Source organism: Blastococcus sp. SYSU DS0669 (assembly GCF_054050895.1).
This window is the reverse complement of sequence record NZ_JBJHAE010000012.1, coordinates 23515-38199: the sequence shown is the minus strand read 5'-3', so window position 1 is coordinate 38199 and position 14685 is coordinate 23515. Positions and strand designations below refer to the sequence as shown.

The 14685-nt window shown below is 74.9% G+C and carries 14 protein-coding genes; 10 read left to right on the top strand and 4 right to left on the bottom strand.

Annotated elements, in window-relative coordinates:
• The first annotated feature begins 58 nt into the window (after positions 1-58).
• The 3 genes from ACI792_RS13255 (at position 59) to ACI792_RS13245 (ending at position 3240) form a co-directional block, all read left to right on the top strand.
• Positions 59-1504, top strand: a complete 1446-nt coding sequence (locus ACI792_RS13255) for an APC family permease (RefSeq protein WP_456602998.1) — start codon at positions 59-61, stop codon at positions 1502-1504.
• Positions 1501-2526, top strand: coding sequence for an acetamidase/formamidase family protein (locus ACI792_RS13250; protein ID WP_456602997.1), 1026 nt, complete (start codon positions 1501-1503; stop codon positions 2524-2526). The genes ACI792_RS13255 and ACI792_RS13250 overlap by 4 nt, the downstream gene beginning before the upstream one ends.
• An 87-nt stretch (positions 2527-2613) precedes the next feature.
• Entirely contained in the window at positions 2614-3240 is a 627-nt protein-coding gene (locus tag ACI792_RS13245; RefSeq protein WP_456602996.1) for a Rho termination factor N-terminal domain-containing protein, read from the top strand.
• 52 nt (positions 3241-3292) lie between these two features.
• Here the strand turns inward: ACI792_RS13245 and ku are convergent, their stop codons facing one another.
• From ku to ACI792_RS13225, 4 genes are read right to left on the bottom strand one after another with little or no spacing between them, the layout of a single operon-like run.
• Complete coding sequence (gene ku / locus ACI792_RS13240; RefSeq protein ID WP_456602995.1) at positions 3293-4291, bottom strand: non-homologous end joining protein Ku; 999 nt, start codon at positions 4289-4291, stop codon at positions 3293-3295.
• A 59-nt stretch (positions 4292-4350) separates the two neighbouring features.
• Positions 4351-5262: a hypothetical protein gene (locus tag ACI792_RS13235; RefSeq protein WP_456602994.1), complete on the bottom strand. Its 912-nt coding sequence runs from the start codon at positions 5260-5262 to the stop codon at positions 4351-4353.
• Between the two features lie 57 nt (positions 5263-5319).
• Entirely contained in the window at positions 5320-5727 is a 408-nt protein-coding gene (locus ACI792_RS13230) for a hypothetical protein (RefSeq protein WP_456602993.1), read from the bottom strand.
• Positions 5728-5738: 11 nt separating this feature from the next.
• On the bottom strand, positions 5739-6545 hold the full coding sequence (locus tag ACI792_RS13225) for a TIGR02587 family membrane protein (RefSeq protein WP_456602992.1): 807 nt from the start codon (positions 6543-6545) through the stop codon (positions 5739-5741).
• 149 nt (positions 6546-6694) lie between these two features.
• On the opposite strand from ACI792_RS13225, the gene ACI792_RS13220 reads away from it, so the two are divergent.
• The 7 genes from ACI792_RS13220 to ACI792_RS13190 all read left to right on the top strand — a co-directional run bounded on the left by ACI792_RS13220 (position 6695) and on the right by ACI792_RS13190 (position 14682).
• The gene (locus ACI792_RS13220; protein ID WP_456602991.1) at positions 6695-8761 is read left to right on the top strand and encodes a PEP/pyruvate-binding domain-containing protein; all 2067 of its coding nucleotides are present in this window, start codon (positions 6695-6697) and stop codon (positions 8759-8761) included.
• Positions 8758-9309 (top strand): hypothetical protein, encoded by a 552-nt coding sequence (locus ACI792_RS13215; RefSeq protein WP_456602990.1) that lies wholly within the window; start codon positions 8758-8760, stop codon positions 9307-9309. The genes ACI792_RS13220 and ACI792_RS13215 overlap by 4 nt, the downstream gene beginning before the upstream one ends.
• Complete coding sequence (locus ACI792_RS13210) at positions 9306-9701, top strand: hypothetical protein (protein ID WP_456602989.1); 396 nt, start codon at positions 9306-9308, stop codon at positions 9699-9701. Before ACI792_RS13215 ends, ACI792_RS13210 begins: the two co-directional genes overlap by 4 nt.
• Before the next feature lie 74 nt (positions 9702-9775).
• Complete coding sequence (locus ACI792_RS13205; protein WP_456602988.1) at positions 9776-11263, top strand: phosphatase PAP2 family protein; 1488 nt, start codon at positions 9776-9778, stop codon at positions 11261-11263.
• Between the two features lie 71 nt (positions 11264-11334).
• On the top strand, positions 11335-12741 hold the full coding sequence (locus tag ACI792_RS13200; RefSeq protein WP_456602987.1) for a metallophosphoesterase: 1407 nt from the start codon (positions 11335-11337) through the stop codon (positions 12739-12741).
• A 62-nt stretch (positions 12742-12803) separates the two neighbouring features.
• Positions 12804-13685 carry an alpha/beta fold hydrolase gene (locus ACI792_RS13195; RefSeq protein WP_456602986.1) on the top strand — a complete coding sequence of 294 codons (882 nt, stop codon included), beginning with the start codon at positions 12804-12806 and terminating at the stop codon, positions 13683-13685.
• Positions 13686-13797: 112 nt separating this feature from the next.
• A complete protein-coding gene (locus ACI792_RS13190) occupies positions 13798-14682 on the top strand; it encodes an alpha/beta fold hydrolase (RefSeq protein ID WP_456582376.1) in 885 nt (294 codons plus the stop codon).
• Positions 14683-14685 lie beyond the last annotated feature (3 nt).

The window sequence follows — 14685 nt, the reverse complement described above, 5'->3', positions numbered from 1 at the left end:
GTCCTACTCTGCTCGCGCCCCGGCACCGCACCGGGAAGAGAGACGGAGTCGACCGCCCATGAGCGAGCCCCGCACCACCACCGGCGCCCCCGGGGGCGCCCCCACCCTCGGCGGCGCGAGCCCCGCCGCGAGCGCGCAGGGCGTGGAGTCCTTCGGCTACAAGCAGGAGCTCAAGCGCTCCCTCACCTTCGGCGACCTGCTGGTCTACGGCCTGGTCTTCATGGTCCCGATCGCGCCGTTCGGCATCTTCGGCGGCGTCTTCCAGGCCTCGGGCGGCATGGTCGCCCTCGCGTACGTCGTCGGCGGCCTGGCCATGGCGTTCACCGCCGCGTCGTACTCGCAGATGTCGCGGGCGTTCCCGATGGCGGGCTCGGTCTACACCTACGCCGGGCGGGGCATCGCCCAGCCCGTCGGCTTCATCGCCGGGTGGATGGTGCTGCTGGACTACCTGCTCATCCCGGGCCTGCTGTACCTGATCTCCGGTTTCGCCATGAACTCGATCGTGCCCGGCGTCCCGGTGTGGACGTGGATCGTCGGCTTCGTCCTGCTCAACACGGTGGTCAACTACTTCGGCATCGAGTTCACCGCGCGGGTGAACAAGATCGTGCTGGTGGCCGAGCTCGTCGTCCTGGCCATCTTCCTGGTGGTCGGCGTCATCGCGCTGGCCGGCGGCGCGGGTGGCGGCTGGGACCTCACGCCGATCTACAACAGCGACACGTTCTCTCTGGAGCTGGTGTTCGGCGCGGTCTCCATCGCGGTGCTGAGCTTCCTCGGCTTCGACGCCATCTCCACCCTCGCCGAGGAGAACCGCGACTCGGCGCGCTCGATCGGCAGGTCGATGATCGCCGCACTGGTGCTCGCCGGCACCCTCTTCGTCGTCCAGACCTGGGTCGCCGCGCTGCTCGTGCCCGACCCCGACACCCTCATCGCCGAGGGCGACGCCGCGGGCACCGCCTTCTACGATGCCGCCGGGGTCGCCGGTGGCGAGTGGCTGGCGACGCTGACCGCCGTCGCCACCGCCATCGCCTGGGGCTTCGCCAACTCCCTGGTGGCCCAGGCCGCCACGTCGCGCTTGCTCTTCGCCATGGCCCGCGACCGCCAGCTCCCCGGCTTCCTCGCCAGCGTCCACCCGGTCCGCCGCGTGCCGGTCAACGCCACGCTGCTGGTGGCGGTGATCTCGCTCGTCCTCGGCGTCTACATGAGCACCCGGGACGACGGCATCACGCTGCTGTCCACGCTGGTCAACTTCGGCGCCCTGTCGGCATTCCTGCTGCTGCACGTCTCGGTGGTCGTGCACTACATCGGCCGGCTCCGCAGCCGGAACTGGTGGCTGCACCTGGTGGTGCCGGTCGTCGGCTTCGCGATCCTGGCCTACGTGGTCTACAACGCGCAGGTGGCGGCGCAGGAGCTCGGCTTCGTGTGGTTCGCCGTCGGCGTGGCCCTGATGATCGGTCTGCTGGCCACCGGCCGCCGGCCCGAGCTCCGGACGGAGGAGAAGCTGTGAGCCTCGAGGTCGTCTCCCTCACCCCGACGCCCGACCAGTACCGGTACCTCTTCGGCGGGGGGCCCGAGCCCCTGGTGCGCGTCCGGCCGGGAACCGTGGTCGAGCTGACCACCGAGGACTGCTTCGGCGGCCGGGTGACCAGCACCGACGACCTGCCCAGCCGGGTCTGCGACTTCTCGCAGCTCAACCCGGTCACCGGCCCGATCCACGTGGAGGGCGCCGAGCCCGGCGACACCGTCGCCGTCCACTTCGTGGACATCGCGCCGGCCCGTGACTGGGCCGTCTCGACGACGTTCCCGCACTTCGGTGCGCTGACCGCGACGCACAGCACGGCGATGCTGCACGACCCGCTCGAGGAGGTGGTGTGGGTCTACGAGGTCGACCGCGAACGGAGCACCTGCCTGTTCCGCCCCCGCCGCGGTGGCCCCGAGGTCGAGCTCCCGCTGGACCCGATGCACGGCACCGTCGGGGTGGCGCCGGCCGGCGGCGAGGCGTTCGCGACCATCACGCCGGGCGCGCACGGCGGGAACATGGACACCCCGGAGCTGCGCGCCGGCACGACGGCGTACTTCGGCGTCAACGTGCCCGGCGCCCAGCTGGCGATCGGGGACGGGCACTGCCGGCAGGGCGAGGGCGAGGTCTGCGGCACCGCCGTCGAGGCCGCCATGCGCACCGTCGTCGTCGTCGACCTGGTCAAGGGTGCCGGCACCCCCTGGCCGCGGCTGGAGACCGACGACTTCCTCATGTCGACCGGCTCCGCGCGGCCCCTGGAGGACGCCTACCGGGTGAGCCAGCACGACCTGGTGACCTGGGCCGCCGAGCTCACCGGCTGGGACACCCTCGACGCCTACCAGCTGGTCAGCCAGGCCGGGCTCGCCCCGGCCGGCAACGTCGTGGACACCAACTACACGATGGTCGCCAAGCTGGCGAAGGCCTACCTGGGGCGCGAGGGCGTCGTCGTCGCCGACGGCGTGCACGACCGGCTGCGGCAGACGGCCGCCGCCTACCTCGCGCAGCGCTGAGGACCGGGCGGCCCCGGTGCGTGCGTCGCGCACCTGCGGGTAGGGCCGAGGTCGATGCCTGCACCGACTTCGGAGGAGGACGGACGCATGACCAACGAGACCCCCGACACCCCGGGCCTGAGCGAGACCGCGCTCCGCGAGATGAAGGTCGACGAGCTGCGGGAGCGCGCCAAGGCCGACGGCATCGAGGGCACGTCGTCGATGAAGAAGGAGGAGCTCGTCGGCGCGATCTCCGAGGCCTACCAGCAGGGCCGCGACTCCGCCGGCGGGAGGGGCGGCGGCAACGGTGGCGGGGACGGCGGCGGGGACGAGGCCGGTGCCCCCGGTGACCGCGGCCCCGACGACGGGCACCTCCGCACGGGCGACCAGACGTCGCGGTCGCTGCAGTACTCGCAGGAGGTGACCTCCCTCGAGGAGGACCCGGAGCGCCCGGGGCGCAGCCTGGCCACCTCCAGCCACGAGGTCATCCGGCGCTGGGCCGAGGAGCGCGGTGGCGTCCCGGCCACCGTGGAGGGCACGGAGCACGGCGACCACCTCGGCGTGCTGCGGTTCGACTTCGGCGGCGAGAACGAGAACCTGCGCCACGTCAGCTGGGACGAGTGGTTCCACACCTTCGACGCCCGGAAGCTGAACTTCCTCTACCAGGAGGAGCGCAAGGACGGGAACCAGAGCAACTTCTTCCGCCTGGAGAGCCCGGACCGCGAGGACGCCTGACCGCGCGCACCGGGTCGTGCCCCCCGCGGCGGGGACACGGCCCGGCGCCGGCTCAGGAGGCCTTGCTCGACCCCTGGCGGGCGTCGGCGACGGCGCGGGCGAGCTCGTCGCGCGTCATCTTCGACCGACCGGAGACGTCGAGGTCCTGAGCCATGTCGTAGAGCTCCTTCTTGGACCTGCCCTCCAGGTCCTCCGCCGCCGGGCGCCCGCCCCGCCGGTGCGCCTTCCGCGTCCGCAGCCCGGCGTCGTCCCCGGAGTTCCCCGGCCGGTGCTTGCCCGCGGCCTCCACGCTGGCGCGCAGCGCCGACATGAGGTCGACGACGTTCGAGGCGGTCTCGGGCTCCCCCTGGGTGACCACCTCCTCGCCGCGGCGCTTGGCCTCGATCAGCTCCTCGACCCGCTCGCGATAGGTGTCGCGGTAGTTCGTCGGGTCCCACTCCGTGGTCATCGAGTCGATCAGCGAGACGGCCATGTCGAGGTCGCGGGAGGCGAAGGAGTGGCGGACGGGGAGCTGCTCGATCTCCTCCAGCGGGTCCCGCACCTCGTCGGCGAAGTACATCGTCTCCAGCGTGAGCACGTCACCCTGCGGGCGGACGGCCGCCAGGTACTGCTTGGACCGCATCACGAAGGTGGCGACCGCGACCCGCCCGGCCCGTTCCATGGCCTGCAGCAGCAACGCGTACGCACGATGCGCCTGCTCGTCCTGCGGAGCGAGGTAGTAGGTCCGGTCGTAGTAGATGGGGTCGATCTCGGAGACGTCGACGAAGTCGGAGATGTCGATGACCCGCGACCGACCCGGCTCGATCTCCTCCAGCTCCTCCGGGGTGACGATCACGTACCGGCCGTCGCCGATGTCCTCGCCCTTGACGATGTCGTCGTAGTCGACCTCCTCGCCGGTGTCCTCGTTGATCCGCTTGTAGCGGATGCGCGACGAGGTCCCCCGCTCGAACTGGTTGAAGTGGACCGACTTGTCCTCGGTCGCCGAGTACAGGCCCACGGGGACGTTGACCAGGCCGAACGCCAGGGCGCCGGTCCAGATGGCTCGTGCCACGGCTCCTCCTCCCGACTGATCCGCCAGGCGTACCCCCGGGCCGGCGGCCGTCACCCCGATCAGGCGGTCCGGTCGCCCCGGGCGTCCTCGCCGGCCTCCGCGGTCAGCCGGTCGACCCGCGCGCGGGCGCGGTCCCGCACCTCGCCGGCCCGCCGCGCCCGGCGTTCCCCGGCGTCCCGGCGCCGCTGCGCCCCGCGGAGCTCCTCGCCCGCCTCCGCGGCCTCCCGCTCCGCCTCGCGCAGCTGCTCGGCCAGCTCGTCGACCCGTGCGCGGGCTCGCTCCCGACGGGCGCCTGCCTCCTCGGCCCGTCGCTGGTCGGCCCGCGCCTCCTCCTCGGCCTCGGCCGCCGCCGCCTCGGCCTCCTCGAGCTCGCGGCGCGCCTTCTCCAGCGCGTCCTGGCGCCCCCGCCGGCGCCCCGGCAGCGCCGCCCGGGTGCCGACCGCCGCCGGTCGCAGGCCCCCGCCGGCGCCGACGTCGGCCACCGCCCCCTCGACCCCGATCCGGGCCAGGCCGTGGTGCGACAGCGGCGTCAGGAGGCGACCGGTGAGCACCGCCTGCCCGGCGGTCTCGTCGGCGATCGCCGCCCGGAGGGTGTCCTGCACCTGGCCGGCGACGGAGTCGCTCACCGGGTGGCCGAGGTCCTGGGCGAGTGAGCGCGCCTGCCGGGTCAGCGCCGCGACCACGCGGTGGCGCTGCTGGGAGAGCTCCCGCAACTCGTCGCCGTCGAGGTCGCCCTGGGCCTCGCGCAGCCCCGCACCCAGCTCCACCAGCTCGGCGACCTCGGCCGGTTGCCGGCGCACCAGGGTGTTCACCACCCAGGCCGCGGTCGTCGGCTTGCGCAGCTTGCCGATCACGCCCGCCAGCTCCCGGTCGCCGGCGGCACGGACCTCCTTGCGCCGGGCCTCCCGCGCCTCGACGAAGTCCTCGGGCGGGATGCCGTACAGCTCGTCGGCGACGTCGGCCGGCGTCACGGCACCCGTCTCCCCATGCGCTCGATCATGGCGGCCGACCCCTCGGAAGGCCACCGATCAGGGTGACGCGTAGCCCGCCGGGCGGACCTCCAGCCGGCCGCCCCGGGGGTCCTCCGAGAACAGCAGCGCCCCGCTGCGGTGACTGTCCGGAGGCACGTAGGCGATCGTGGTCGAGGACTCTTCGACTTCGCGGCCGTCCCGGGTGATCGAGCCCGACACCTCCAGCTGCTCGGCCGTGCGGTCACCGGTGTTCTCCACACGGAAGGAGACCGCCCACCCCTCGCCTCGGGGCTCCACGGCCGTCACGCTGACCGCGAGGTCGGGGGCGGCGCCGGCGTCGGTGACCGCCTCGAACCCGACGAACGCGAGCAGGACCAGGACCAGCAGCCCGCCGAGGGTGCCCAGCGCGTACTCCCCCGCCGTCGTCCGCTCCCGGCCCCCCGTCTCCTCCTCCGGCTCGTCCACCGGTTCCTCCCTCACAGGATGAGCCGCGCCGCCGCGGCGCCGATGCTGGCCGGGAAGGCCAGCACAACGGTCTGCGCCACCACGACGGCGGCGCCCGTGCCGTCGAAGCGGCCGAAGGTCCACAGCACGTACGCCGAGACGACGATGGCCGCGGCATACCCGGCTACGGTGAGGGTCAGGAACGACCTGACGAACCCGCCGGTCGACCGCTCCTGCCCGCGGAAGCCGACGGTGTACACGAAGCCGTGCATGACGACCAGGCTGAGGACGACGAGCAACCCGGTACCGACCGTGCTCATCCGGGCGGCCATGAGCACCACCTCCTCTGTCGGCGCGATGTTGGCGGCGAAGACGATGGCCCCGGCGGTCATGAGGAAGACCTCGTGCCCGTACCGGTCCGGCTCCCTCCGCCGGCTGCGCTGCCCGAGCTGGCTGCGGGCGTAGGAGGCTCCGACCGCGGCGGGGAGCGCCTCGATGGCAGTCACCCCGAGCGCGTCCCGCCAGTTCCGGACCGGATCGATGACCCCGAGCACGGAGAGCACGAGCGCGGTGGTGGCCGCGGCCACGAGCAGGGCGACCCCGGCGTCGGCGAGGTAGCCGCCCGCGCCGACTCCCCCGGGCCCGGTGCCGAAGTACCGCGACAGGGCGATCACGAGCGCGACGGTCGTGACCACCAGCAGCGCCAGCCGGTAGCGCTCGACGGTGTGCGCCAGGCGCCACAGCTCCATGGTCATCATCAGCGGCAGCGCGAACAACAGCGCCCCGCCGAAGGCCCGGCCGACGCCTCGGGCGAGTTCGTGGTCGTGGCCCCCCGTCACCCGACACCGGGTCCCGGACGGAAGGAGAGGAGGTCCACGGGCCTCCCCTACCCCGGAAGACCCGATCGCCGCCGTTACGTTTTCCCGACGAAACCGCCGGTCGGTGCCGCGCGGCGGTTGCCCGGGCCGCCGGTGGCAACCCCGTCCCCATGCCCGCCACCTCGATCGACGACGGCTCCGAAACCCCGCCCGTCGCCGCCGGACCGTCCGTGGTGCACCTCGACGACGAGGCCGCCGCCGACGAAGGGACCACCGGCGCGAAGGCGGCCGCGCTCGCGCGGGCGCGCCGCGCGGGGCTGCCGATCGTCCCCGGGTTCGTGGTGACCACCGGGGCCGTGGAGCGGATCGCCGCCGAATCGCCTCTCCCCGACGAGGTGCTGGTGGCCTGGCGCGAGCTGTCGGACGACGGGCGGCGCGCGCTCGTGGTGCGCAGCAGCTCGACCGTCGAGGACCTCGGCGACTCGTCGATGGCCGGCCGGTTCGAGTCGGTGGTCGGGGTCCGGGGCGCCGAAGAGTTCGAGCGCGCCGTGGCGACCGTCGTGGCCTCCCGGGAGACCGCCGCGGAGGGCTCGGACCAGCTCACCGGCCGGGAGCCGTTGGCCGTCCTGGTCCAGCCGCTGCTCGACGCCCGCAGCGGCGGCGTGCTCTTCGGCATCGACCCGGTGTCCGGCCGGGAGGACCGCCTCGTCGTCGCCGCGGTGACCGGTGGTCCCGACCGGCTGGTCAGCGGCGAGGTCGACGGCGACCGCTACGAGCTGGACCGCTCCGGTCGCCGCACGGACGTCCACCGCGGGGACGGCGGGGTGCGGCTGCGGAAAGCGCAGCTGCGGGCGCTGGCCGACCTCGCCCGCCGGACCGCCCAGGTCTTCGACGGCCCCCAGGACGTGGAGTGGGCCTTCGACGAGACCAACCGGCTGCGGCTGCTGCAGAGCCGGCCGGTGACGGCGGAGCCGCGCGGCCGCCCGCGGGGGCCCGTGCTCGGCCCGGGCCCGGTCGCCGAGACCTTCCCGGAGCCGTTGCAGCCCCTGGAGGCAGACCTCTGGATCCCCCCGCTGCGCGAGGCGCTGGGCCACGCGCTGCTGCTGGCCGGCACCACCGACCGTGCGGCGGTGGAGGACTCCCCGCTGGTGACCGTGCTCGGTGGCTGGGTCGCCGTCGACCTCGACCTCCTGGAGAGCCGCACCGAGGCACCCGGCCTCCGGGAGCGGCTGGACCCGCGGCCCCGGCTGCGCCGCCTGCGCGCGTCCTGGCGGGTGGGCCGGCTGCGCTCGGCGCTGCCCGCGCTGGCGCAGGACGTGCTGGAGTCCGCCGACCACGCGCTCGGGGGCGTCCCCCGGCTCGACGCGCTGTCGGACCGCCAGCTCGTCGCCGTGCTGCACCGGGTGCAGCCGGCGCTGCGCTCCGTGCACGCCCACGAGGTGCTGATGGGCATGCTGGTCGACCCCGAGACCCCCCGGCTGACCGGCGTCAGCGCGGCCATGCGGGTGCTCGCGCGCTCCCGGCAGGCCGGGCTGGGCGACGCCGAGATCGTCGCCGCCAACCCCGTCGTCCTGGCGCTGGCCCCGCCCCGGATCTGCGCCGCTCCCGTCCTCCCGCCCGAGGTCGACGCCCCCACCAGCCCCGCGCCCGGGGACCCGACCGACGCCGGGTTGCTGCGCGAGGCGCTCCGGCTGCGGGTGCGCTGGCTGCAGGAGGTCTCCGCGCGCGCGGCCTGGTCCCTCGGCGAACGGCTGGCCGCGGCCGGGCGGCTCGAGGACGCCGAGTCGGTGCGCGGCCTGCGGCTGACCGACCTCGCCGCCGCCGTCCACGACCCCGGCCTGGAGCTGTCCCCGGCCCCCGGCGAGGAGGGGGAACCGCTCCCGGCGCGCTTCCGGATGAGCGACACGGGGCGGCCGGTGCCCGTCACCGGCGCCTCGGGCGGGACCGGCGCCGGTGGTGGCACCGGCACGGGTCCGGTGCACCACGGGGAGGACCCGCCGGAGGGCTCGGTGCTCGTCGTCCGCACCCTCGACCCGTCGCTGGCGCCGGTGCTACCGCGGCTGGCCGGGCTGGTGGCGGAGACCGGCAGCGTGCTCGCGCACCTGGCCATCCTGGCGCGGGAATCCGGCGTGCCGACCGTCGTGGGCGTCGCCGGGGCGCTGGACCGGTTCCCACCGGGGGTCACCGTCAGGGTCGACGGCGCCACCGGTGCCGTCGAGGAGGAGGAGTCGTCGTGAAGAAGCTGAGCTGGCTCGTCGGAGTGGTGGCCCTGCTCGCCAGCGGCGGCTACCTGTTCGTCTACATCTACCGGTGGGAGTGGCACCGCGCCCTGCTCGTGGGCACCCTCTTCCTCGCCACGCTGGTCGGGCTGTGCACCGCCCTGGTGCTGCGTCGGCTGGCCGCCGTGGAGGAGCGGGCCCGGACGACGTCCGCCGACCCGCGGCCGCCCGGGGCGCTGGAGCGCCTGCGCGCGGCGCCGGTGCAGACCCGGCCCTTCCGGTGGCTGTCGCCCGAGGCGCTGGACCGCACGCACATCTTCATCCCGGTGCTCCTCGGCGGCGGCTTCGTGGTCTCCGGCATCGCCTGGCTGGTCGAGCGGGTGGCGGGCAGCTCCGCCCGGGCCGGCGTGGAGCAGGAGCTGGCCGCCGAGCTCGAGGAGGTCGCCTTCCCGGTCACCCCGCTGGTGCCCACGGACGCCGAGCTGCTCGGCTGCGGCGACGACTTCGCCGACGACGCGGCGCTGCGGGTGCTGCTCGGCCCGGCCGCCTCGGCGGTGCCGCGGTGAGGCGGGTGCTCGCCTGGGTGCTGGGCATCGCCGTGGCCGCCACCGGCCTCGTGCTGCTGCGCGCCGAGCTCATGACCGTGGACATCCCGCAGCCGGAGGGCTCCTACACCGACGTGGTCATCGCGGTGCAGATCCGGGAGGACCCGGCCGTGCGCGAGGAGATGACCCGCGGGCTGGTGAGCACCTGCCGGCTGCTGGTGAACGCCGACGTCGTCGAGGACTCCTTCCTGTCGGTGGACGAGGGGGTGTTCGCCTTCCGGCTGCGCCCCGGGCTCGACGAGTTCGACCGGCGCGAGCTCCGGGGCTGCCTGCGCGACACCCGGGTGCAGCACCTGCTCGCCGATGTGCGGCGGCTCGAGACGGTGTCACCGGGGGACGGGGCCCGCGGGTGACCCGCCGGCAGCCGTCACGCGATCGTCAGCTGCCTCCCGGTGTCCCCCGCTCCTCGCGGGTACCCGTGACGGGCATGAGCCGGGTCGAGGAGCACACCCACGTCCAGGGCACCCGCAGCACCGCAGGGATGGGCCGCTTCGGGTTACGGGCGGGGCTCGGCCTCGTGGCCCTGCTCGCGGGGCTGGTCCCCTTCCTGCTCCTCCTGCTGCTCGTCGAGCGGGAGTGGTCGCCGCTGGCGTCGCTGGACGGCGCGGTGGCCGACGACCTGAACTCCGTCGTCAGCGGCTCCCCCGCCCTGGTCTCCGTGCTCCGGGTCGTCACCGACCTCGGGGGCAACGCCGCAGCGATCCTGGTGTTCACGCTGACGACCGTCTTCCTGCTGATCCGCGGGCAGCGCCGGCTCGCCGCCTTCGCCGTGGTCACCGGGATCGGCCTGGCGGTCCTCGTGCCCGTGACCAAGGCGCTCATCGGGCGCGCGCGGCCGATGGTCGAGAGCCCGGTCTCGGAGCTGCCCTCCAACGCGAGCTTCCCCAGCGGCCACGCCGCCGTCTCCCTGGTCACGTGGGGGACGCTGGCCCTGCTCGCCCTCCCGGCGGTCCGCCGGGCGCTGCGCCCCTGGGTGGTCACGGCCGCTGTGCTCGTCACCCTGGCCGTCGGGTTCACCCGGCTCGCCCTCGGTGTCCACTTCGTCACCGACGTCCTCGCCGGGTACGCGCTCGGCGCCGGGATCCTGGCGGTGACGACGGCGGCGTTCCGCGGCTGGCAGCACGACCACCACGCCCGCCCCGACGCGGCGGTCGACCCGCTGGACGTCGAACCGCGGGACGCGTCGCACCTGGCGCCCTCCCGGCAGCCCGCCCTCCCCCGTGGGAAGCGCACGGTGGTCCGGCTCCTGGGCGCCGCGGGTGCGCTCGCCGTGGCGCTGATCCTGCTCGGCCTGCTGGTCACCGCGGTGCTCGGCGACACCGCCCTGGGCCGCTTCGACCGGCAGGTCGTCCAGGCCGTCGTCGAGCTGCGCACGCCGACCTTGACCGACATCGCCGACGCGGTGGAGAAGCTGTCCGGCACCGCCATGGTGATCGCGGTCCCGCTGACCCTCGGCACCGTGGCCCTGGCGGTCACGGGGAGCTGGCGGCCGGTGCTCTTCGTCCTCCTCACCGTGCTCGGGGAGCTCGGCATCTACTTCGTCGTCTCCCGCACCGTGGACCGCATGCGCCCGTCGGTGGCGGACCTGACCTCGGGCCTGCCCACCGCAGCGAGCTGGCCGTCGGGGCACGCGGCCGCCGCGGCGGCGCTCTACGGAGCGCTCGCCGCGCTGGTGATCACGCTCGCCGGCAGCCGCTGGCGCTGGGCGGTGCTCGCCGTGCCGGTGCTGCTGGCCCCGGCCATCGCCCTGGCCCGCATCTACACGGCGGCGCACTACCCCACCGACGTGGTCGCCGGGCTCCTCCTGGGCACGGTGTGGGTGCTCGTGTGCGCCCGGTACCTGCTGCCGGGGGTCGGCGACCAGGTCCGGTACCCCCGGTCGGACGCCGCGGAGCCGGTCCCGGCCGGGCGCTGACGGGCGTCGTCACCGAACCGCAAGGCACGCCGGGCGCTGGACCACCGGGGCGCGGGGTACCCCCACCGACCATGCCGGACACGCACTTCGAACCGTTCGTCCACCTCGTCGACGTCACCCCTCACCGGGCGCTGCTGGCCTGGGGCGGGTTCTGGTTCCGGCGCGACGACCCGGCCGCGCGCTGGCAGGTGGTCGGGGACGGCGAGCTGACCGGGCTGGACGGCGGCCGGACCGCCAGCATCGGCGCGTCGTCGCAGCCGTACGGCGACGCCCTGGTGGAGGTGCTGGACGGGGCCGGCGACGTCGTGGCGCAGGCCGGCACCGACAGCGGCAACAGCGTCTGGGTCGACGGGCTCGCCCCGGACACGGCCTACGGCTACCGGATCACGGTGGACGGCCGCCCCTGGGCGGAGGGGCCGCGGATGGACTGGGGGCCGGCCCCGCGCGGCGGGCTGGACCTGCTGCCGAGCGGTCGCGAGTACCGCATGCGCTTCCGCACGCACCCCTCCCCCGAGCTCCCGGCCGCCCTGGACTTCGCCGTGCTCGGTGACTACGGCATCGGCGTCCTCGCCGACACCGAGAGCGGGCGCCGGCAGCGGCGGGTGGCCGAGGTGCTCGACCGGCTGGTCGACGACCCGGGGGTGCGCCTGGTGCTGACCCTCGGCGACAACGTCTACGCGGGGCCGGGCTCGCGGGGCTCGGAGGGCAGCGGGGGCCGGGACGCCGACTGGTACGGCAGCTTCTACCAGCCGTACCGCTACGCGCTGGCGCAGGTGCCGGTCTACCCGGCCGTCGGCAACCACGACAGCAGCGACAAGGAGACCAGCGACGACCGCGAGCAGATCCGCGACAACTTCCACACCGACGCCCGCTTCACCCCCGAGGTGGCCGGGCCGCGGGCCTCGGTGGACCCCGGCATGTTCTACCGGTTCGCGTTCGGCGCCGACGTCGAGTTCGTCTGCATCGACACCTCCCTGGCCGACCCGCTGCCCACGGAGCACTTCTTCGAGCACCCGCGGCACCACGCCTTCCTTGAGGAGGCCTTCCCGCAGGACGGCCCCGGGCCGCGGTGGCGCGTGCCCTTCTCCCACCACCCTGTGTACTGCGCCGGCCCGCACCACGGGAACACCGGTGCGATGGTCGAGCACCTGGCGCCGCTGTTCGCCCGGGCCGGCGTCCGCGCCACGTTCGCGGGCCACGAGCACAACTTCCAGTACTCGCGGGTCGACGGGACCGACTTCTTCCTCTCCGGCGCCGGCGGGCAGCTGCGCGAGGACCCGCCGGAGGAGTTCGGCCCGGCGGGGACCGTCGCCTGGGCCGCCCAGGCGCACCTGCTGCACGTGCGCATCGACGACGACACCATGACCGTGCTCCCCCTCGCGGCGGTCGACCGCTCCGGCCGGCCGGAGGCCATGACCCCCCAGGCGCCCGACGGGGGCGTCGTCGAGGTGCCCTTCCTCGTGCACCGGGACCGGTGAGCCGCGCGGGATGTCACCACTTCGACACGCCCCCCGGGCCGGCTCCTGGGTAGGGATGCCCCATGACCGATGTGACCTCCTTCGACGGCACCCGCCTGGCGCTGCACTCCTGGGGACCCGACACCGCCCCGGTGATCGTCCTGGTGCACGGCCTGGGCCTGTCCACCGACTCGTGGGGCGAGGTCCCGGAACGCCTCGCCGGGGACCACCGGGTGATCGGGTACGACCTGCGAGGCCACGCCCAGAGCGGGGATGCCACGTCTCTCGACTACAGCCTCCCGGCGCACGCCCGGGACCTGGCCGCGGTCCTCGACGCGGTGGTCCCCGAGGGCGGCTCCGCGGTGGTGGTGGCGCACAGCCTCGGTGGCGGCATCCTCCTCGAGCACGCTCACGCCGGGCTGGACCCGCGGATCAAGGGGGCCGTCTACGCCGGCTCCGGCGGCTCGGGGGTGACCGTGGCCGGCTTTCCGGCGGGTGGCCTGCCGGACTGGGCGCGCGCCCGCCTGCGCATGGCCTGGTTCGCGGTGCTGCGCACCGTGGCGCGAGTGGGGCGGCGCATCCGCCTTCTCGACCCTGTCACCGACCGGCTCACCCGGCGGGCGGCCTTCGCGCCCGGCGAGCCCAGGGAGCTGGTGCGGCGGGTCCGCGACAACTTCCTCACCACCCGCCCGCTAGCCCTCGCCGGGACGACGCTGGCGAGCGTGAGCCATGACGGCGTCGAGCTGGCGCCCGATCTCACCGTGCCCACGCTCGTCATCCACGGGACCTGCGACCCCGAGGTGACCGGGGAAGAGGTCCGGGAACTCATGGACAAGCTGCCCGACGGAGAACTGGTCGAGGTCTCGGGCGCCGGCCACATGCTGGCGCTGACCAACCCCGACGTGGTGGTGGAGCAGGTCGCCCGGTGGGTGGCCGAGATCGCCGCTGAGCGGGACGCCGCGTGACCTCGCCCGCGCCGTCCGTGACCCGGGCGGCGATCATGGCCGGCCGGGGATCGCGTCCCACTCGCAGCGGGTCGCCACGGGCCCCGGGCCGGTTCCTGGGTAGGGGAGCCCGATGACCGACGTGACCTCCTTCGACGGCACCCGCCTGGCCCTCTACTCCTGGGGGGCGCAGGACGCCCCCCTCGTCGTGCTCGTGCACGGGCTGGGGATGTCCGTGGACTCCTGGGGGGACGTCCCGCAGCGGCTCGGCGAGGCGCACCGCGTGGTCGCCTACGACCTGCGGGGCCACGCCCAGTCCGGCGACGCCCGCTCCGGGAGCTACGGCCTGGCGGCGCACGCCGCGGACCTCGCGGCCGTGCTGGACGCCGTCGTGCCCCGGGGCGGCTCCGCGGTCGTCGTCGGCCACAGCCTCGGCGGGGCCGTCCTGCTGCGGCACGTCGACGGCAGCGGGGACGACCGCATCCGCGGCGTCGTGTTCGTCGGCTCCGGTGGCGCGGGGGTGACGGCGCCGGGGTTCCCCGGCCGCCGCCTGCCGGGCTGGGCGCGGGCCCGGCTGGGCACGGTGTGGTTCACCCTGCTGCGCACCGGTGCCCGGTGGGGCCGCCGGCTCCGGCCCGTCCGGGCGCTCTCCGACCGCGGCATCCGGCACTTCGCCTTCGCCCCCGGTGAGCCGCAGGAAGCCGTGGCGCGCATGCGGGACGACTTCCTCTCCACCCGGCCGCTTGCCCTGGCCGGATCGGCGCTGGGCGCCCTGACCGAGGACGGCGTCCGGCGGGCGCACTCCCTCACCGCCCCCACGCTGCTCGTGCACGGCGACCGCGACCCGGAGGTGCCGAACGCGGAGATCCACCGGCTGCTCTCCGCCCTGCCCGACGGGGAGCTGGTGCAGGTGCCCCGAGCCGGTCACATGCTGCCCCTGACCGACCCGGACGTGGTGGTGGAGCAGGTGGCGCGCTGGGTCGACCGGGTCGGCGGTGAGCGGGACGCCGCCGCCTGATCG